20 protein-coding genes are annotated in these 16,887 nt (G+C 60.7%); 12 read left to right on the top strand and 8 right to left on the bottom strand.

All coding sequences use genetic code 11. The features are described from left to right. Positions 1 to 124 precede the first annotated feature (124 nt). Complete coding sequence (gshB, locus tag Thiosp_RS21085; protein ID WP_201063630.1) at positions 125 to 1,078, bottom strand: glutathione synthase; 954 nt, start codon at positions 1,076 to 1,078, stop codon at positions 125 to 127. A 303-nt stretch (positions 1,079 to 1,381) separates the two neighbouring features. On the opposite strand from gshB, the gene Thiosp_RS21080 reads away from it, so the two are divergent. The 10 genes from Thiosp_RS21080 (at position 1,382) to Thiosp_RS21035 (ending at position 7,669) form a co-directional block, all read left to right on the top strand. After that, complete coding sequence (locus Thiosp_RS21080) at positions 1,382 to 1,657, top strand: YlcI/YnfO family protein (RefSeq protein WP_201063632.1); 276 nt, start codon at positions 1,382 to 1,384, stop codon at positions 1,655 to 1,657. Then, a complete protein-coding gene (locus Thiosp_RS21075; protein WP_201063633.1) occupies positions 1,654 to 1,962 on the top strand; it encodes a type II toxin-antitoxin system RelE/ParE family toxin in 309 nt (102 codons plus the stop codon). The genes Thiosp_RS21080 and Thiosp_RS21075 overlap by 4 nt, the downstream gene beginning before the upstream one ends. 174 nt (positions 1,963 to 2,136) lie before the next feature. Continuing rightward, on the top strand, positions 2,137 to 2,331 hold the full coding sequence (locus Thiosp_RS21070) for a hypothetical protein (protein ID WP_201063635.1): 195 nt from the start codon (positions 2,137 to 2,139) through the stop codon (positions 2,329 to 2,331). A gap of 5 nt (positions 2,332 to 2,336) precedes the next feature. Beyond that, on the top strand, positions 2,337 to 2,492 hold the full coding sequence (locus tag Thiosp_RS21065) for a hypothetical protein (protein ID WP_201063637.1): 156 nt from the start codon (positions 2,337 to 2,339) through the stop codon (positions 2,490 to 2,492). 209 nt (positions 2,493 to 2,701) lie between these two features. Continuing rightward, positions 2,702 to 2,863: a hypothetical protein gene (locus tag Thiosp_RS21060; RefSeq protein WP_207187987.1), complete on the top strand. Its 162-nt coding sequence runs from the start codon at positions 2,702 to 2,704 to the stop codon at positions 2,861 to 2,863. Next, on the top strand, positions 2,864 to 3,118 hold the full coding sequence (locus tag Thiosp_RS21055; protein ID WP_207187988.1) for an ISAs1 family transposase: 255 nt from the start codon (positions 2,864 to 2,866) through the stop codon (positions 3,116 to 3,118). It abuts the gene before it with no gap. 182 nt (positions 3,119 to 3,300) lie between these two features. Beyond that, positions 3,301 to 3,510 carry a transposase gene (locus tag Thiosp_RS21050; protein WP_207187989.1) on the top strand — a complete coding sequence of 70 codons (210 nt, stop codon included), beginning with the start codon at positions 3,301 to 3,303 and terminating at the stop codon, positions 3,508 to 3,510. Between the two features lie 303 nt (positions 3,511 to 3,813). Beyond that, positions 3,814 to 6,207 carry a hypothetical protein gene (locus tag Thiosp_RS21045; RefSeq protein WP_201063638.1) on the top strand — a complete coding sequence of 798 codons (2,394 nt, stop codon included), beginning with the start codon at positions 3,814 to 3,816 and terminating at the stop codon, positions 6,205 to 6,207. 1,006 nt (positions 6,208 to 7,213) lie between these two features. Next, positions 7,214 to 7,507, top strand: a complete 294-nt coding sequence (locus Thiosp_RS21040) for a ribbon-helix-helix domain-containing protein (protein ID WP_201063641.1) — start codon at positions 7,214 to 7,216, stop codon at positions 7,505 to 7,507. Between the two features lie 6 nt (positions 7,508 to 7,513). Continuing rightward, entirely contained in the window at positions 7,514 to 7,669 is a 156-nt protein-coding gene (locus Thiosp_RS21035; RefSeq protein ID WP_201063643.1) for a type II toxin-antitoxin system RelE/ParE family toxin, read from the top strand. A gap of 30 nt (positions 7,670 to 7,699) precedes the next feature. Here Thiosp_RS21035 and Thiosp_RS21030 read toward each other — a convergent pair whose 3' ends face one another. From Thiosp_RS21030 to rsxA, 7 genes are all read right to left on the bottom strand, one after another. Next, positions 7,700 to 7,960: an RnfH family protein gene (locus Thiosp_RS21030; RefSeq protein ID WP_201063645.1), complete on the bottom strand. Its 261-nt coding sequence runs from the start codon at positions 7,958 to 7,960 to the stop codon at positions 7,700 to 7,702. Positions 7,961 to 8,006: 46 nt separating this feature from the next. Further along, complete coding sequence (locus tag Thiosp_RS21025) at positions 8,007 to 8,720, bottom strand: electron transport complex subunit E (protein WP_242518255.1); 714 nt, start codon at positions 8,718 to 8,720, stop codon at positions 8,007 to 8,009. Further along, the gene (gene rsxG, locus Thiosp_RS21020; RefSeq protein WP_201063647.1) at positions 8,698 to 9,363 is read right to left on the bottom strand and encodes an electron transport complex subunit RsxG; all 666 of its coding nucleotides are present in this window, start codon (positions 9,361 to 9,363) and stop codon (positions 8,698 to 8,700) included. The genes Thiosp_RS21025 and rsxG overlap by 23 nt, the downstream gene beginning before the upstream one ends. Further along, on the bottom strand, positions 9,360 to 10,499 hold the full coding sequence (locus Thiosp_RS21015) for an RnfABCDGE type electron transport complex subunit D (protein ID WP_201063648.1): 1,140 nt from the start codon (positions 10,497 to 10,499) through the stop codon (positions 9,360 to 9,362). Before Thiosp_RS21015 ends, rsxG begins: the two co-directional genes overlap by 4 nt. Before the next feature lie 67 nt (positions 10,500 to 10,566). Then, the gene (rsxC, locus tag Thiosp_RS21010; protein ID WP_201063650.1) at positions 10,567 to 12,108 is read right to left on the bottom strand and encodes an electron transport complex subunit RsxC; all 1,542 of its coding nucleotides are present in this window, start codon (positions 12,106 to 12,108) and stop codon (positions 10,567 to 10,569) included. Continuing rightward, positions 12,108 to 12,731, bottom strand: coding sequence for an electron transport complex subunit RsxB (gene rsxB, locus Thiosp_RS21005; protein ID WP_201063652.1), 624 nt, complete (start codon positions 12,729 to 12,731; stop codon positions 12,108 to 12,110). Before rsxB ends, rsxC begins: the two co-directional genes overlap by 1 nt. Next, entirely contained in the window at positions 12,728 to 13,303 is a 576-nt protein-coding gene (gene rsxA / locus Thiosp_RS21000; RefSeq protein WP_201063653.1) for an electron transport complex subunit RsxA, read from the bottom strand. The genes rsxB and rsxA overlap by 4 nt, the downstream gene beginning before the upstream one ends. A gap of 322 nt (positions 13,304 to 13,625) precedes the next feature. On the opposite strand from rsxA, the gene nifL reads away from it, so the two are divergent. Both nifL and nifA read left to right on the top strand, forming a co-directional pair. After that, the gene (gene nifL / locus Thiosp_RS20995; protein ID WP_323696690.1) at positions 13,626 to 15,167 is read left to right on the top strand and encodes a nitrogen fixation negative regulator NifL; all 1,542 of its coding nucleotides are present in this window, start codon (positions 13,626 to 13,628) and stop codon (positions 15,165 to 15,167) included. Between the two features lie 60 nt (positions 15,168 to 15,227). After that, positions 15,228 to 16,787 carry a nif-specific transcriptional activator NifA gene (gene nifA, locus Thiosp_RS20990; RefSeq protein ID WP_201063655.1) on the top strand — a complete coding sequence of 520 codons (1,560 nt, stop codon included), beginning with the start codon at positions 15,228 to 15,230 and terminating at the stop codon, positions 16,785 to 16,787. Positions 16,788 to 16,887 lie beyond the last annotated feature (100 nt).

Below are 16,887 nucleotides of genomic sequence, written 5' to 3'. Positions count from 1 at the left end.
ACGCGGAGCTGGGGAACGTCGAGACGGTTGGTTATCAAGTGCTTGGCTTTCAGCAAGCCATTTTGGGGCGGGCCATATTCGGGAATTTCGGGGCGCGCTGGTCAGGCAGCCCGGACAGACGGATTCAACGTGCATTCAACCTCCGGGCGATGGCTTCCATCAAGTCGCCGGCGATGTCGGTGTCTCGCTCGCGGTCGATTTCGCGAATACAGGTGGGGCTGGTGATATTGATTTCGGTCAGGAACTCACCGATCACATCCAGCCCGGCGAAGACAATGCCGCGCTCGCTCAGCACCGGGCCCACTTGCTCGGCGATGCGTCGCTCGGCATCGCCGAGGGGCCGCACCTGCCCCAGCGCACCGGCGGCCAGGTTACCGCGTGAGTCGGTGCCGGTCGGGATGCGCGCGAGGAGATGCGGCACCGGCTCGCCATCGATGATCAGCACCCGCTTGTCTCCGTCGGTGATCTCCGGGATAAAGCGCTGCGCCATGCAAAAGCGCTGGCCGTTGTTGGTGAGGGTCTCGATGATGACGCCAAGATTGGGGTCATCGGCGCGCACGCGAAACACCGAGCGCCCGCCCATGCCATCGAGCGGTTTGAGTACCGTGTCCTGCTGCTCGGCGATGAAGGCGCGCAGGTCGGCGCCATCGCGCGCAACCAGGTGCGCCGGGGCCAGCTCGGGGAAGTCGGTGGCGAAGATTTTCTCGTTCGCGTCGCGCAGCGCGCGCGGGTCATTCACCACCAGGCAGCCCTGGTGCTGGGCACGCTCGAGCAGATAGGTGGCGATGATGTATTCCATGTCGAAGGGCGGGTCCTTGCGCATCAGCACCACGTCGAAGGTCTCGAGCGGCGCGAGCTTGGCCTCGCCGAGGTCGAACCAGTCGCTCGGATCATCGCGCACCCGCACCGGCTGGGCGCGGCCATAGATGCGCTGATCGCGCAGGAACAGGTCATTCAGCTCCAGGTAGCCGAGCTCCCAGCCGCGCGCCTGCGCGGCCAGCAGCATCGCGAAGCTGCTGTCCTTTTTGATATCGATGGACGCAATCGGGTCCATCACCATTGCAAGGCGCACTGTCATGGCGAGAGTCTAACCGAGCCGCCGGGCGCTGTCAGGTCATGCGTGCGCGGCTTGGCTTTGGCCCGGTCGCCGATCTGGCCTTTTGAGACTGTGCGGGTCGAATTCCCCCTTGGCCCTGGGGGGCGATGGACAAGTGCCTGCGCCTAAGCGGCGATGGCGCGGAGCTTCGGCAACGCCAAGCCCGCCGATCTCGTCCACTTCGCCGAGCAGCAGCTGCACTGATCCCATTGTTGCACTGACAGCAAGAGATCGGCATCATGCGTTGCAAATGCAATGCAGCCTGTCTCCCTGATGAAAACAGCCATGAAAACAGCCACCATTCCCTCGCTTCGAGTCGATCCAGAGCTTCGCCTGTCCGTCGAGAGTGTTTTACATGAGGGTGAAACCCTGTCTGGCTTCGTGGAGGAAGCGATTCGTCAAAACATTGCCTATCGTCGTGCCGAGGCGGAATTTGTCGCACGTGGTTTGAAGTCGCGGGATCTTGCCCGACAGACGGGACGCTATGTCGATGCGTCCGCCGTGATCGAGCGGCTTGAAGGGATGCTCAACAAAGCCAAAGCCAACCATGCTCCGAAATGACCTATCGGGTTCGATTGACGACGGAAGCCGAGGCCGATTTCGTTTGGCTCTACGGGTTTATTCTTGAGCGGGATGCCACGGACTGGGCGCTCGCTGAACGTGCCCTGGAAGCGATCCGAGCAGGCCTGATCACACTGGAGCGATTTTCCTTTACCTGCCGCAAAGCCGCGAGCGACTCGCCGCTCTTGCGGGAGCTGCTGATCCCCTTTGGCTCGGCTGGCTATGTCGCGTTATTCGAGATAGACGATGCCGAAACCGTCACCGTGCTGGCGGTACGCCACCAGCGCGAGAGCGACTACCATTAACCAAGTCGCTTTGGCCTGCCAAGCAACCCCATGATGCACCCATCCAGCACCAACGAGTAAACCGCCAGCCCCGTCGAGCTTGATACCTGTCAGTTCCTCGCCGACCAGGGCTTCGAGATATGGCGCGAAAGCCTGCGCCCACTGTTCGACTTGGAGCCGGTCGCCGGGTAGCGCTTGCAGAACTTCGCCGCCCAAACGCGCGTTCAGCCTCGGAGACCTGCTGATCGCCGACAGCGGCTCGCGCGCATCCTCACCGCCCACCTGCTCGCTGTTTGGGACACGCTTTCCGAGCTGAACGAAGGCGAGACACCCGCCGTGGTGAACTGCCTGCTGCATGCGCTGACCGAGGTCATCGGCTGCCAGGGCTAGACACAATGCAGCGGGCACCGCCAGCGCCGGTGTTGAACCAAGGCGCCTTGCTCGCCTACATCGACCGTCACCTGCAGCAGCCGCTCGACGCCGCCCATCTGTGCCGAGCCTTTGGCTGCTTGCGCAGCGTCCTCTATCGGCCAAGAGCTGCCGCCGATTGACAAAGGGTCGGCGACCGCAGCCGCTTTGTTAGCGGACGTTGAAGCGATCGGACTGCGAAATCCCAGCTTCAGCTGCGGGTTCGATGAGTCTTTGGTAGTGGACGTGACGATTGAGAGACAAGCCAAACCGGTGGATAAAGCTCACCGCGCCAAATCTTAACCGGGCACTCGCGGAACTGCTTTTGCGCCACTGCGCCTCAATGACAAGCATGAGAATCCTGAGCACAGTGCTGAGCGCACGCGGCTCGCGTGATCGCCGCCGCGGCAAAGCGGCGCTGCACATGGTCAGCGCTTGGGCCAACCGCAACCGACTGGTACTGGGGCGAGAAGCCACCGAGGAGAAGCCTAACGAAATCAAGGCGATCCCGTAGTTGCTGGAACTCCTTAAGCTGACGGGCTGTATCGTGACCATTGATGCGATGGGCTGTCAGACCAAAATCGCCGAGCAGATCATCGAGCAGGGCGGGGATTACGTCCTGGGACTCAAGGGCAATCAGAGCACCCTGCATGATGAGGTCAAGGACTTCTTTGACACCGCGCGTGACGGTGATTTTGCCGATGTCGCTCATGACTTCACCGAGGAGACCGACAAGGATTATGGAAGCTTGGAAGCGCGCTGGTACTAGTTCACCAAGGAACTGAGCACCCTCTCGGAGAGCGCTCGTTGGAAGGGGCTACTCAGCATCGGGATGTTGGAGCGTGAATGTTGGATCAGGGAGCATTACAGCATCGAACGGCGCTTCTTTATCAATTCAGTCTCTGCACATGAGCCTCGCGTTTTGCCACGGCGGTGCGTGGCCACTGGGGGGTGGAGAATCCACTGCACTGGCGCTTGGATGTCCTTTTTCGCGAAGACGCCTGCCGCATCCGCAAAGGCAATGCGCCGGCAATTTTGCCCTCGATCCGCCATCTCTGCATGAATCTGCTCGAACAAGAACCCTCCAAACAACGCTTATCAAAGAAACGCCGCAAGGCAACCTGGAACGATGACTACCACGCCAAGATTGTGTTTGGCTGAGAATTTATACGCGCTCGCCCTGGCGGACGCGGTACTAGTAGTGAGCCATAAGAAACGCTAGTATTAGAATTCAATGATCCCTAAACCATGTCTTTCGATCCACGGTAAGACTATCGCCATGAATTATGAGAAGCTACAGTTTTTGCCATGCCTTTTTCGCGTCATTCCATAATTCTCTACATAATGTCTTGTAAAGTCACCTTAAATCAAGTATTTTCATACTCGGGATAGGCGCCGCGCATTTCAAAGATCAAGACCGTCCTCCGCCTGAGAAAGATCCCAGATAAACAGCTAGAGGTTATTGTGAAACAACTAAAACTTAGTTCTCCTATTCAAGGTCGTCGTCAGATGGTGTGCTTAGGCATTGCGATTCTGCTCTTCTTCACGTCGGTTCCGCTTTTTGCTGACTCGGTTCCGCTTTTTGCTGATCGGATGAGTGGGCCGTGGCAACGCGGCCACTTTATCTATCCTTTTGTCGTGAATTTGCCGTATCAGTGCGGTAAACGAAAAGGCAGAACAGACGGTGAGGGTGGATTTTATTTTCGTCGCGGCCAACAATGCACCTTCTTGATAGGGGAACTCGAGCTCAAACTCGATACGATTTCGCGGAACCCTGGTGGGCTTGAGGTGATCGGCAAGTACATCTCGGTCCACGACTTTACAGAAACCGAGGAAGAAGCGGCAGCATTGTATGCGATTCTTGAAACTGTTTCCGTGTTTGGTGCTGAGCGACTCTACGTGGTCGACGAGTTGGCTGAGCAGGTTCAGAACGTTGATTTAGATGTCGGCGATCCATCAGTGAACCTGGCATTCAGCGGGCATTTCGATCCACCTAACCTGACTTCGGTTGCGCGCGCCGAGCGGCATCTCGATCGTCATTTTCACGAAGACGGGACTTTTGTGCGGGATTTTCGATTGACATTAGTGCAGTTGCCGAAGGGTGTGAAATCAGAAGATATGGTCCTTGACTTTCTTGGCGACACGGCTAAGGAATATCTGAGCTCCCAAGTGCTCGATACACTTGGTCTAGGAGACGACACGAGTGAAAAACTTGCTGAATTATCAACTCAGCTTGAGAATCTCAACAGCGAAATTCAGACCGTGATTCAGGACGACAAGAAGTTACTTGGCGACTTTGCCAAGCTCTTTAACTATTTGGATGCCACGAAGCAAGCCGCATACAATGCCTTATTCACCGATATAACGACTGACATAGGAAATTATCAGAAAGAGTACAACAATATTTTGAGCGGACAAACCCTAGAACAAACGCTCACGAATTCCGACAATTGCAGCGCGCTTGAAGATCTCATGCAAGGAATACTGCCCGCAGCTACCGATCCGACCGTCGCAAACGACCTTCCGATTCTAGCAGCAGCGCCTGTCATTAGGGATCAAATCCTGGCCGCTGCCTTGGATTTTCAATCAACAAAAGCCGATAACAGCAAGCCTCTCGCACAACTTTTCGTCGCCGCTCAGCAGCATTTGTCAACTAAGTTGCCGAAGGTCGGGTCAGTTTCGTCCGACGAGACATCGGCATTATTGGATCAATACAATGAAGGTGCTATGAATCAACTCGCGCAAGCGGTTAGCATCCTTCAGAGCCTGTACTTGTTCGAGCATACTGCACTCTATATACGTTCACCCGATACAGGCGTCTCTGACGATTGCAAGAAGAATTTTTCTTTGACGCTGGCAGAGCAAAATATGGATGAGACAAAATCCTTTGCGAAGAATCTGGTCACTCTTCAGGGGTATTACAACAGTGTCGGAAAGCTGAAGATGGGCGTCAGTGGCGTGCTCGACAACTTCTTCAATTCAGTGCTGATTTCTGATGCTATTTGGGGACACACAAGCCCAAAAAGCAGCGCTTATGAGACTCACTGGATCAGCGCGGTGAAAATGGAAATCGAGCAAGCGACAGCGCAGGATTGGATTAACATGCCAAGCGGAGACTGGGTCGATAACTGCAAAGTTTATCAATGGTATGGATTTACTGATTTTCCCGAATCGGATCGTTTTCCAAATGCCTCGTTCGACGGCACTTCCTTGGAATATGTACACTGCAGACTAGATCCAAGCAAAGACATCTATTATGGATCTTCTGTCTTTGACGATTGGTGCGTCGACTTAATCGGGAATGGGCTCACGGTCAGTCAAGGGCAAGTGACATGCGGCGGCTCGGACCCGAATGGACGCTATAAGCTAATGGACCCAGTCCCGGGGCAATACGATTTCCGAACCCATAACAATGACAGAGGTTTAATTGCATTCAATGCGCCAATAACGTATTGGGGTGATCCAGAGTCAGCTACTTTCACAATTCTCGACCAGGGTAATATGTTCCTTTGGCGCAGCGATACGGAATTCTATGTCGCTGATCCTGGCGATTCCGGTGACTCATATCACACAGGCGTCCTTCAATTCGCTGTGACAGCCAATGGGAGAAAATCTACTACATTTTCGAGGGCAGTGATCGCCTACGAGTATAAGGATCTGGGTATCACCTCTTATTGGTTACAGTGCTTACCTGACGATGCGTCTTGCAGAAATCTCGGAGGTAAACATGACGACCCTGATGTCGGCGGTGACAGCATGATCTGCGTCGGGTCGTCGGATTCAATCACGCTCGATCCCTGCGGCAAGTCGGGGGGGCTCAAGCACTTTTGCGTAGACTATCACCCTGATAGCTGTTGATGCTTGCGCCGCTGAGTATTATGGGCGGGCGGCTGCCCGCTCTGTGCCAATATGCTTGAAACACTGGGCCTCACGCTTAAATTAAAGACGATAGCAAGGACAACCTTCATAACAGATATCTCCTCGAGAGCTTCCAATTTCCCAGGGCTTATACCGCAACGGCCCCGCGGTTAAACCGATAAAGAGGAGTTGATGATCGCCGAAATCGTGCAACCTACTGATTAGATTGACATCGGCTCAACTGCGGAGCAGTTGAAGGCGCCACCAAATAGGTGCAGGCTACCCTGGGGGAAATCTCAACGAAGCCGGTTGGTTACCTTTTTGAAGCGAGGCTAACTGCCGGATTTCGTTAAGAACAGTCGTACTGGTGTTGCCAAGTGCTGGAACGCGGCTCCGGGGTGCAGCGGTCGGGCGGAACACACGGACTGCTGTTTCCTCGCCCGCAGGATACTGCGGCTATCAGGCGATGCGCTGGTCAAACTCGAAGTCTGGCTCGGGCTGACGGAGGTTGTCACAGTCCGATGTCAACGTGACAGGAAGCTCCCTTGGCGAGAGAGTCTGCCGGCGAGGCCAATCGGGCGCGCCAGTGACAAAGGCACAGACGCTCACAACGTCCGCTGTGGGGTGCATTGCCGCCATCGTTATTCGCCCAACTGATGTCCGTTTTGGGTCGGAAGCGGACAAGCGAAAGGTGCAAATGCTGGCTGGTGTCGGCAGCGTTCTCTCTGCTCCCGGACGGTCCAACCCGTGCAGTCGTGTTAGGAATTTCCACTGACCTGGGTGGCGGGTGAAGGGCGTGAACCTTCGGTCTGGCGGCAAGTTGTCCGAGGGCAGGTGAGGACCCGGTCGCCGGGGGAGGGCTTGGCGTCGAGTCCCTGCATCGGCGGGCTCCCGCTCAGGTCGCCGTTGATGAGGAGACGCTGGCGGGCTATGCTCCGAAACACAATTCCACCATCAAGTGACGAGAGGCGGGAATTGCTCGCTTCAGGCCAGGAGGATTGTTGCCATGTCCCAAGCTGCGGAAACAGTCAGCGTTGCGCTGACACCGGAACTGATCACCGCCATGCGTGAAGCCGTCGAGAGCGGGGATTATGTATCCAGCAGCGAGGTGATGTGCGAGGCTCTGCGGGATTGGAGGCGCCGCCGTTCCCTGCAGCAAAAAGAGGTCGAGGAGCTTCAGCGTATCTGGAAGGAGGGGCTTGCGAGTGGACCCGGGTCTTTTGGCGATATGGCCGCGATTAAGGTGGAGGCGCGGCGACGGCTCGACTCGATCCAGGCCACGAAAACCAAATCGTGTTGAGGCATCATGCCTGTCATCAAGCGAACCGCGCAGGCCGAAGAAGACCTCATCGACATCTGGCTATACATTGCCAATGACAATGTCCGTGCCGCTGATCGCATACTCGATGACATCGAAAAGACCTGTTCCGTGCTTCGCGATCAACCTGGCATGGGGAAATGATCAAGCAATAGGATGTCCGAACCACGGCTATTACTGATCCCGCCGCGGAATGGTCTCGGGGTCCGCGGTGATGGGGCGGTAGATCTCGACGCGGTCGCCGGGGGAGAGCTGGGCCTCGAGCTTGCTTAGGCGTCCGAAGATGCCGACGCGCTGTGTCTCCAGATTAATGTCAGGGAATTGGCGCAGGATGCCCGAACGGTCGATGGCCTCGCGGATGCTGCTGCCATCGGGGACGTCGAGCGTGAGCCAGGTATGCTTGAACTTGTCCGCGTACGCGACACCGACTTGCATTCGGATTGCCTCCCAATTTGTTGCTGAAACCCAGGGGCGCGGAACCTTAGCGCGTGGCGGTGGCCGCGGCCTGCCGCTGGCTGGCGCGCCGGTCGATCAGGCGCTTGCCGGCGAGCAAGAAACCCAGTGCCAGGAAACCGCCCGGTGGCAGGATCATCAGCAGGAAGCCGCGATAGTCGGGGATGATGGTCAGCTCCAGGAAGTGCAGGCCCTCGCCGAGCAGCAGCGAGGCACTGGCGAAGAGGGTGCCGAAGCCGATGATCTCGCGCACCGCGCCTAGCACCACCAGCACCAGCGTAAAGCCCAGGCCCATCATGAGCCCGTCGAAGGCTGACGGCAGCACCCGGTTGCGCGAGGCAAAAGACTCCGCGCGCCCGAGGATGGCGCAGTTGGTGACGATCAGTGGGATGAACAGCCCCAGCACCTTGTGTAGGTCGTGCATCCAGGCGTTCATGCCCAGATCAACCAGGGTGACCAGGGTGGCGATAATCAGCACGAACACAGGGATGCGCACCTGGGGCGTGATGATGCCGCGCAGCAGCGCAATGACGAAACCGGACATCACCAGGACGAAGGTGGTTGCCAGCCCCAGACCCAGGCCATTGGTTGCGGTGCCGGTGACGGCCAGCAGCGGGCACAGCGCCAGCGCCTGGGCGAAGACGACATTGTTGTCCCAAAGCCCATCGCGCGCCAGGCGCGACCAGTCGGTGGCTGGCGCTTTTGCCAAATCGGTGGTTTCAGTCGCCGTCGCTGTCGCCATGGGCTTGCTCCTGCTGAATCACGGCCGAGGCGGTCAGTGCCTCGCGGTTATCATCAAACCATTGCAACCCTCCGCGAATGGCCTTGACCACGGCCCGTGGGGTGATGGTGGCGCCGCTGAACTGATCGAAGTCGCCGCCGTCTTTCTTGACCCCCCAGCGCTCGGGTGGTGGATCATCCAGCGACAGGCCGTTGAAGCCGAGAATCCAGTCGTCGCGTTCGACCTCGATCTTGTCGCCCAGTCCCGGGGTTTCGCTATGCGCCAGCACACGCACACCCAGGATGTGACCTCTGGCGTCCAGCCCCAGCATTAGATCGATGGGGCCGGCATAGCCGGGCTCATTCACGCGGAAGGCCAGTGCTTGGATGTCGAGTCCGCTCAGGGCGCGGTAGACAGTCCGGGTGTCGCCATCGGGGCCATCTAGCTCCAGCGTGGCCGCGAGCAGATCGTTATCGTGCGTGGATGATGGAATCACCTGCTCGAGCGAGGCGCGCAGGTCCTCAGCGCGGCGCTCGGCGATGGGCTCACGCGTGGCAATATCGCCCATGGTGAGCAGCGCGGCGGCCACCATTGCAAAGCCGCCGAGCAGCCCGGCCTGGTAGCCGATGCGCTGGCGATAGCTGGGGTTGAGAACGGCGCTCATGGCTGACTTCCCCGGGGACTGGTCGACACGCGGGCCTTTGCGGTGGCCACTCGGGTGGGTGTGACTTGGAGCGGCTGCCCGCGGCGATCGCGGCCATAGATGCGTGGTTTGAGGTAATGATCGATCAAGGGCGCGCAGGCGTTCATCAAAAGCACCGCGAAGCCGACGCCCTCCGGGTAGCCACCCCAGGTGCGGATGACGTAAATCAGCACCCCGCAGCCGGCGCCGAACAATAACTGCCCGGAGCGCGAAACCGGTGAGGTGACTGGATCGGTGGCGATGAAAAAGGCGCACAGCAGGGTCGCACCCTGCAGCCAATGGAACAGCGGTCCGGGATAGCGCCCGGCGTCGATGAGATGCATCAGCCCTGCCAGCAGCCCGATGCTGGCGAGCACTGCCAGCGGGATTTCCCAGCGAATCACCCGCTGTTGCAACAGAAAAAGCCCGCCCAGCAACAGCAGCAAGGCGGAGGTTTCGCCCAGGCTGCCGGCCACGCCTCCCCAGAGCGCGGCAAGCGGGTCGAAGACGCCGGGCAGAATGGTGTCGAGCGACTGCCCCTGGCCAAGCCCGGTGCGTACCTCGTCGAGCACTGATGCGCCGCTCATGGCGTCATAGGTGCTGATCGCGATGTCGCTGCTGTGGCCGAAGGCGATGCCAAGCCCGTCGATGAACCCGGGCGCGCCGGGCGAAAACAGCGGCGCTGGCGCGACGAAGCTGGTCATTTCCAGTGGTAGCGCGATCAGCAGCGCGATGCGCGCGACCATGGCCGGATTGAACAGGTTCTGCCCCAAGCCGCCAAAAATCTGCTTGCCGACGATGATGGCCAAAAAGGCCCCGAGTAGCCCGACCCACCAGGGCGCCCAGGGCGGCAGGGTCATGGCCAGCAACCAGCCGGTGAGCAGCGCCGAGCCGTCGAGGAGTCCCGGGCGCACTGCCTTGCCAGCGAGCTTGAGCCCCAACGCTTCCCACAAGAGTGCGCCCAGCACGGTGATGGCGAATAGAATAATCGCCGGCCAGCCGAACTGGTACAGCCCGAGCAGGGTTGCCGGCACCAGCGCCAGCATCACCAGTTGCATGGCACGCGCGACACTGGTCGAAGCGTGAGTATGGGGATTGGCGGCGAAGGCGGTTGTCATCTGGGCAGGCTTCGGACTTTAGGTATTTAGGTTCAGCTGGCGGCGAGCAGTCATCTGGGGGCGCAGGTCAATCCGCCGGGCTTGGGTTGCTGGCTGCCGACTTGGCTTTATCCGCTTGCTTGCGCTTGGCCATGGCGGCGCGCTTGGCTTGTTTGATGGCTTCCATGCGCGCCGTGCGCTGCTCGGCGAGGCGCTTGGTTTCGGTTTGTTTCTGTTTGATGCGGTCGCGCTCAGCCATGGCGCCCTTGGCGTGGGCAAAATACTGCACCAGTGGCAGGTGCGCCGGGCAGACGTAGGCACAGCAGCCGCAGCTGATGCAGTCGAGCAGGCCCCGGTCGACGGCGCCCTTGGGCTGGCCGGCACGGACAAAAGCTGCCATGTCCAGTGGTACCAGCCCGCACGGGCAGACCTCGACGCATTTGCCGCAGCGGATGCAGGCCGCCGGCTCGCGGGTGCGGGTTTCGGCTTCGGTCAGGGCCAGGATGCCGTTGGTGCCCTTGATGACTGGGGCGCGTGCGCTGGGGATGACCTGGCCCATCATCGGGCCGCCGCTGACCAGACGCGCGGGTGCTTCGGCAAAGCCGCTACTGGCTTCAAGCAGCGTCTCGATGCGGGTGCCAATCAGCACCCGCAGGTTGCGGGGTTCCTTGATCGCGCCGCCAGTGATGGTCACCACCCGATCGATCAGCGGGCGTCCTTCGCGCAGTGCCTGATGCACGGCGAAGGCGGTGGCCGGGTTGTGCACCACCACGCCGATATCGGCGGTCAGTCCGCGCGCCGGGGTTTCCAGGCCGGTCAGGGTCTGCACCAGGTGCTTCTCCGAGCCCATGGGGTAGTGCATCGGCAGGCCGACGATCTCGATCTTGGCCCGTTCACCGGGGCGTCCGTCGATTTTGCCGCCGATCTGATCGCCAGCCTGGCCGCGGTCATGGCTCGATGCCGCGCTCAGCATGGCCTGTTGAGCCTGGGGCTTGTTTTTTTCGATCGCGATGATGATGCGCTCGACGCCCAGTGCGTGGGCCATGATGCGCGCGCCATCGACAATGGCGGCAGCCTGCTCGCGCATCAGCCGATCATCGCAGGTCAGGTAGGGCTCGCATTCGGCGCCATTGATTACCAGGGTATGCAAGTCGTAGCGGTTGCGCAGATTGAGCTTGACCGCCGCCGGAAAGGTGGCGCCACCCATGCCGACTACCCCGGCGGCGGCGACGCGCTTGGCGATCTCCTCGGGCTCGAGGGCGAAAGGGTCGGCAACGCCCACAAGTTCTTCGCTGCCCGCGGCCCAGCGGTCCTCGCCGTCGGGCTGCAAAGAGATGGTGCGCACTGACAAGCCCGAGGGGTGATTGGCGGGATAGAGCCCGATGCCGGCGATGCGCCCCGAGGTGGGCGCATGGATGGGAGCCGATACCGGCCCCTGAGCGCGCGCGATCAACTCGCCCTTGGCAACCTGCTGGCGGCGCTCAACAATGGGATTGGCGGCCGCGCCGATGTGCTGCTGCAGCGGGATATGCAGCAACTGCGGCAGTGGCAGCGGCTCGATCGGGCGCTCGGCCGACAGGCTCTTGCGATCCTGCGGATGCACCCCCCCGCGAATACGAAACAAGCGCATCAGACGGAGCCCCCGCTGGTGTTGGCCGTGGCCATGGCGGGCGTGCCGGCTGGGTCGGTAATCGCACCCAAGTCTGTCCCTGGCGCATCGGCGCCAGAGCGCTTGCCCGGCAGTGGCCAATACCAGCTCTGCGGTGTCTGCCCGATCGGGCGCATCTCGATGCACTCGGTCGGGCAGACATCGAAGCACAACTCGCAGCCGGTGCAGGCATCGGCGAAGATGGCGTGGATCATGTCCTTCGCACCCATGATGGCATCGGTTGGGCAGCGCTTCATGCACTTGGTGCAGCCGATGCAGGAGCGCTCATGAATAAAGGCCACCCTGGGCTCGGATTCGGTCACCGCGGATGCGTCGAGCGAGACGCCGAGCTTCTCAGCCAGCGCCTCCGCCAAGGCCCGCCCGCCAGGCGGACAGCAGGTGACGGGGGCTGCTCCAGCCGCAATGGCGGCGGCCGCCGGTGTGCAGCCTGGATAACCGCATTGGCCGCATTGAGAGCCGGGCAGCAGCGCCTCCACTTCGCCCTCAAGCGGGTTGCCCTGCACGCGCAAGAAGCGGTCGGCAATGCCGAGCAGGGTGCCAAGGCCCAGGCCAAGTGCGGTCAGACTAAGGATTGCGCTGATCATGCCAACCCCGCAAAGCCCATGAAGGCCAGCGACAGCAGGCCCGCCACCACGAAAGCGATCGGCGTGCCGGCGAAAGCATCCGGTACCTGTGCCAGCGCCAGGCGCTCGCGCAGGCCGGCGAAGAGCACCATCACCAGGGTGAAACCAAGCGCGGAGCCGAAGCCATAGAGCAGGCTCTCGGCGAATCCGTGCGCTTCCTGCACATTCAGCAGGGCCACGCCGAGCACCGCGCAGTTGGTGGTGATCAGCGGTAGGAAAATGCCCAGTACCTGATAGAGCGCGGGAGACATCTTGCGCACTGCCATCTCGGTAAACTGCACCACGGCGGCGATGGCCAGGATGAAAGTGAGAATGCGCAGGAATGCCAGGTCCAGTGGTTGCAGCAGCCAGTGCTCCAGCAGCCAGCTCGCCGCGCCAGCCAGGGTCAGCACAAAGGTGGTCGCAAGGCCCATCCCCAGCGCGCTGTCGAGCTTGTTGGACACGCCCATAAAGGGGCACAGACCCAGAAATTTAACCAGCACCACGTTGTTGACCAGCGCGGTACCGAGGATTAGCAGCAGAGCATCGGACATGGCAGGCGAAAGCGGCGATTGCGAAGCGGCTCAGGGAAGCAGTTCCGGGTACCCAAGCAAAGCCGGTGCCAAGGGTGTGGGAATGCGGGGATTGGCGCGCTCAGCGCAATCTTGCGTTATCACAGACGGTTGGTCGCGCGGAGCATTGTCAGGGACGCCACAGCCGACCCGCGCTTTGCGCGAGCCCCTTGTCGCCTTTGCGACAAAGACCCCCGTGGCAGGCTGCTCGACGCTGGCGCAATTTCTGCTTTAAGCTGTGGCTGAACGCTTCGACTGAGATCAAGACGCGACTCGAGGCACGCTGACCCAAGAGGAGACCCCCGTGGCTGCACAAGAATTCGCCAAGAACGATGCCGACTCGCCGCTGCCGCCTCGGGTGTATTTAGAGGCGGTTGAACAAGCGCCGGTGGCCATCTCCATCACCGATGACAAGGCGGACATCCTCTATGTCAACGCGGCCTTCGAGCAGCTCACCGGTTATCGCCGTGACGAGGTCATCGGTCGCAATGAATCCATCCTGTCAAACAACGCCACGCCAAGCACTATCTACCGGCAACTGTGGCGCGCCATTCAAGACAAGCAAACGTGGCGTGGTATTCTGGTTAATCGCACCAAGGCTGGCGGGGACTATCTCGCCGAGCTGACCATCTCCCCGGTGCTCGACGCTGGTGGGCGGATTCGCTTCTTCCTCGGCATGCAGCGCGATGTGAGCCGCGAGCATCGCCTTGAGGTGGACCTGCGCGCGCAGAAGACCCGCATTGAAGCGGTGCTGAATGCCGCGCCCGTACTGGTGGTCTTGCTCGATGCCGAGGGACGAATTCTGCTCGACAATATGGAGTATAAAAAGCTCCTCGGCGACCTGCGTAGCGAAGAGCCCGTTAATTGGTTGCGCCAGGCGCTGATCGAACAGGCCGGGTTCGATCCGCTCGAGCGCGTGCTCGAGGGGGAGGGCTTCAAGGATGTCGAGATCAGCCTGATGCCGCCCGGCGGCAGCGCCCTGCGCTGGTTCTCTTGTTCGGGGGTGGCGGTGAACGAATCCGACGCGAGCGCGCGCGGCTATTTTGGTGCCGCCGATCAGGGCGAGCACCGGCTTTTGTTGCTTGCGAACGAGGTCACTGCGCGCCGGCGCGAAATTGACCGCGCCCATCTTGAGCATTTGCGTGCCCGACTGGCCGAGCAACAACTGACTGAAGGCGTGCGCGAGGCTTTGGGCGCGGCCATTTACCAAATCGAGCAGCCGTTAAACCTGATCCGCGCCGCCACGGCCATGTTCAGCGATAAAGACGGCGAGCTGGCGATCTTTGTCGATAATTTGCGCCAGATCAGCACCGCCAGCGAAACAGCGCTGGCCACGCTCCGCGCCGCTTTGCCGACGGAATCTCTCGAGGCCGGCGTGCTGGTCAACATCAACGAGCTCCTGCGCCATGTGCTGGAGCTCGAAACCGACCGCCTGCTCGCCGCCGGCGTGGTCATCGACTGGCAGCCGGCGCTGCAGCTGCCGGAGCTGTCAGGGCATCGCAACCAGCTGCGCTCCCTGTTTAAGTATCTGATCGATAACGCGCTGCAGGCCTTGAATGAAAGCCGCCGCGCGCAGCGCGAGTTGCGCCTGACCACCAGGACCTTGGAAGATTCGGTCGAGGTCATCATTCAAGACAATGGGCCGGGATTGCCAGCCGCCGACCGGCTCAAGGCGTTCGAGCCCTTTTTTGTTGGTTGGCGGCGGCGACGCGGCCGCGCCGGCATGGGGTTGGCGCTGGCGCAGGAGATCGTCAACCAGCATGAAGGGACCATCGAGATCGATGCGGCATATCACGACGGCTGCCGCGTCAAGCTGGTGCTGAATCACGCCCCAACGCAGGAATAGCCGACGGAATCATTGCTGGGATTGCCGCGCGACCTTTCGAAGGAGACTAGCTTGCACAGCATGAAGGAAAACGGAGGCAACGCTGCGGGTGAGAGCGAGCGTCTGGCGCAGCTCGAATCCCAAGTCGAGACCTTGTTCGAGGTCAGCCGGGTTCTGAGCCGCTCGCTCGATCTGCACGAGACCCTGCGCGCGCTGCTAAAGACCCTGCATGAGAGCGGTGGTCTCGAGCGCGGTATTGTCTGCCTGCTGGATGAAGACAGTGGCGACCTGATGCTGAGCGCCATCCATGGCGACGTTGCCGAACCCTTCGAAACTATCCGTTACCGTCCGGGCGAGGGCGTCATCGGGCGCATTCTCGAGGCCAACGAGCCCTGGGTGTTGCCGCGCGTGGGTGACGAGCCGCGGTTTCTCGATCGCCTCAGCGTCTATGACCGCGATCTGCCCTTTGTTGGCGTGCCTGTTCGCTTGGGCGAGGAGGGCGCCATCGGCGTCCTGGCGGTGCAGCCGCTGGAGCGCGACGGGTTGCTTGAGGAGCGCGCAAGATTTTTGGAGATGGTCGCCAACCTGATCGGTCAGGCGGTGAGGCTGGCGCGTTCCGTGGAGGCCGAGCAAAGCGCGCTGCGCGAGGAACGCGACAAGCTACGGCGCCATTTGCGCGGCGCGCATGGCTTCGACAACATCATCGGCCACACCCAGCGCATGCGGGTGGTCTTCGATCAGGTGCGCCAGGTCGCCAAGTGGAATACCACGGTGCTGATCCGCGGCGAATCCGGCACCGGCAAGGAGCTGATCGCCAACGCGATCCACTACAACTCACCGCGCGCGCGTGGCGCCTTCGTCAAGCTCAACTGCGCCGCGCTGCCAGACTCGCTGCTCGAATCCGAGCTGTTCGGCCACGAGAAGGGTGCTTTCACTGGGGCAAGCGGCACGCGCAAGGGCCGCTTCGAGCAAGCCGACGGCGGGACGCTGTTTCTCGACGAAATTGGCGAAATCAGCGCCGTGTTTCAGGCTAAGCTGCTGCGCGTGCTGCAGGAAGGTGAGTTCGAGCGCGTCGGCGGCAATCGCACGCTCAAGGTCGATGTGCGCGCGATTGCCGCGACCAATCGCAATCTGGAGGCGGAAGTGAAAGCCGGCGAGTTTCGCGAGGACCTCTACTACCGGCTCAACGTGATGCCCATCTACATGCCGGCGCTGAGCGAGCGGATCGAGGACGTGCCCGATCTGGCGCGCTTTCTGGTCGCCAAGATCGCCAAGACCCAGGGTCGGGAGCTGGAAATCACCGACTCAGCGGTACGCGCCCTGATGCGCCACGATTGGCCTGGCAATGTGCGCGAGCTTGAGAACTGTATGGAGCGCGCAGCCGTGATGAGCGAGACCGGCATCATCGACCGCGACGTGATCGACCTGACTGGGCTGCACGTCGAGCCCGGACTGGAAGCGCCCGCGGCATCCGCTAACCTGGACCTGCAAGACCCCGAACTCGACGAGCGCGAGCGCGTCATCGCTGCCCTGGAGCAGGCCGGTTGGGTGCAGGCCAAGGCCGCGCGCCTGCTCGGCATGACGCCGCGCCAGATTGCCTATCGCATTCAGACGCTGAACATTCGCGTCAAGCAGTTCTGAGTCGCTGCCAGAGCGAAAGCCCTGATGGCACTGAAAACAGGGCGGCGCCAAGAATAGGGCGGCGCCGAAAAAAAGGCTACGCCAAGAAAGTCAGCGAAAG

It is taken from the genome of Thiorhodovibrio litoralis (assembly GCF_033954455.1).
Classification (GTDB): Bacteria; Pseudomonadota; Gammaproteobacteria; order Chromatiales; family Chromatiaceae; genus Thiorhodovibrio; species Thiorhodovibrio litoralis.
This window is presented reverse-complemented; position numbering and strand designations above follow the sequence as displayed.

Bases quoted from the DNA above. Each gene is read 5' to 3' on its own strand.
- gshB (WP_201063630.1), bottom strand. From the start codon at position 1,078: ATGACAGTGCGCCTTGCAATGGTGATGGACCCGATTGCGTCCATCGAT.
- Thiosp_RS21080 (WP_201063632.1), top strand. From the start codon at position 1,382: ATGAAAACAGCCACCATTCCCTCGCTTCGAGTCGATCCAGAGCTTCGC.
- Thiosp_RS21075 (WP_201063633.1), top strand. From the start codon at position 1,654: ATGACCTATCGGGTTCGATTGACGACGGAAGCCGAGGCCGATTTCGTT.
- Thiosp_RS21065 (WP_201063637.1), top strand. From the start codon at position 2,337: ATGCAGCGGGCACCGCCAGCGCCGGTGTTGAACCAAGGCGCCTTGCTC.
- Thiosp_RS21060 (WP_207187987.1), top strand. From the start codon at position 2,702: ATGAGAATCCTGAGCACAGTGCTGAGCGCACGCGGCTCGCGTGATCGC.
- Thiosp_RS21040 (WP_201063641.1), top strand. From the start codon at position 7,214: ATGTCCCAAGCTGCGGAAACAGTCAGCGTTGCGCTGACACCGGAACTG.
- Thiosp_RS21035 (WP_201063643.1), top strand. From the start codon at position 7,514: ATGCCTGTCATCAAGCGAACCGCGCAGGCCGAAGAAGACCTCATCGAC.
- Thiosp_RS21030 (WP_201063645.1), bottom strand. From the start codon at position 7,960: ATGCAAGTCGGTGTCGCGTACGCGGACAAGTTCAAGCATACCTGGCTC.
- Thiosp_RS21025 (WP_242518255.1), bottom strand. From the start codon at position 8,720: ATGGCGACAGCGACGGCGACTGAAACCACCGATTTGGCAAAAGCGCCA.
- rsxG (WP_201063647.1), bottom strand. From the start codon at position 9,363: ATGAGCGCCGTTCTCAACCCCAGCTATCGCCAGCGCATCGGCTACCAG.
- Thiosp_RS21015 (WP_201063648.1), bottom strand. From the start codon at position 10,499: ATGACAACCGCCTTCGCCGCCAATCCCCATACTCACGCTTCGACCAGT.
- rsxC (WP_201063650.1), bottom strand. From the start codon at position 12,108: ATGCGCTTGTTTCGTATTCGCGGGGGGGTGCATCCGCAGGATCGCAAG.
- rsxB (WP_201063652.1), bottom strand. From the start codon at position 12,731: ATGATCAGCGCAATCCTTAGTCTGACCGCACTTGGCCTGGGCCTTGGC.
- rsxA (WP_201063653.1), bottom strand. From the start codon at position 13,303: ATGTCCGATGCTCTGCTGCTAATCCTCGGTACCGCGCTGGTCAACAAC.
- nifA (WP_201063655.1), top strand. From the start codon at position 15,228: ATGAAGGAAAACGGAGGCAACGCTGCGGGTGAGAGCGAGCGTCTGGCG.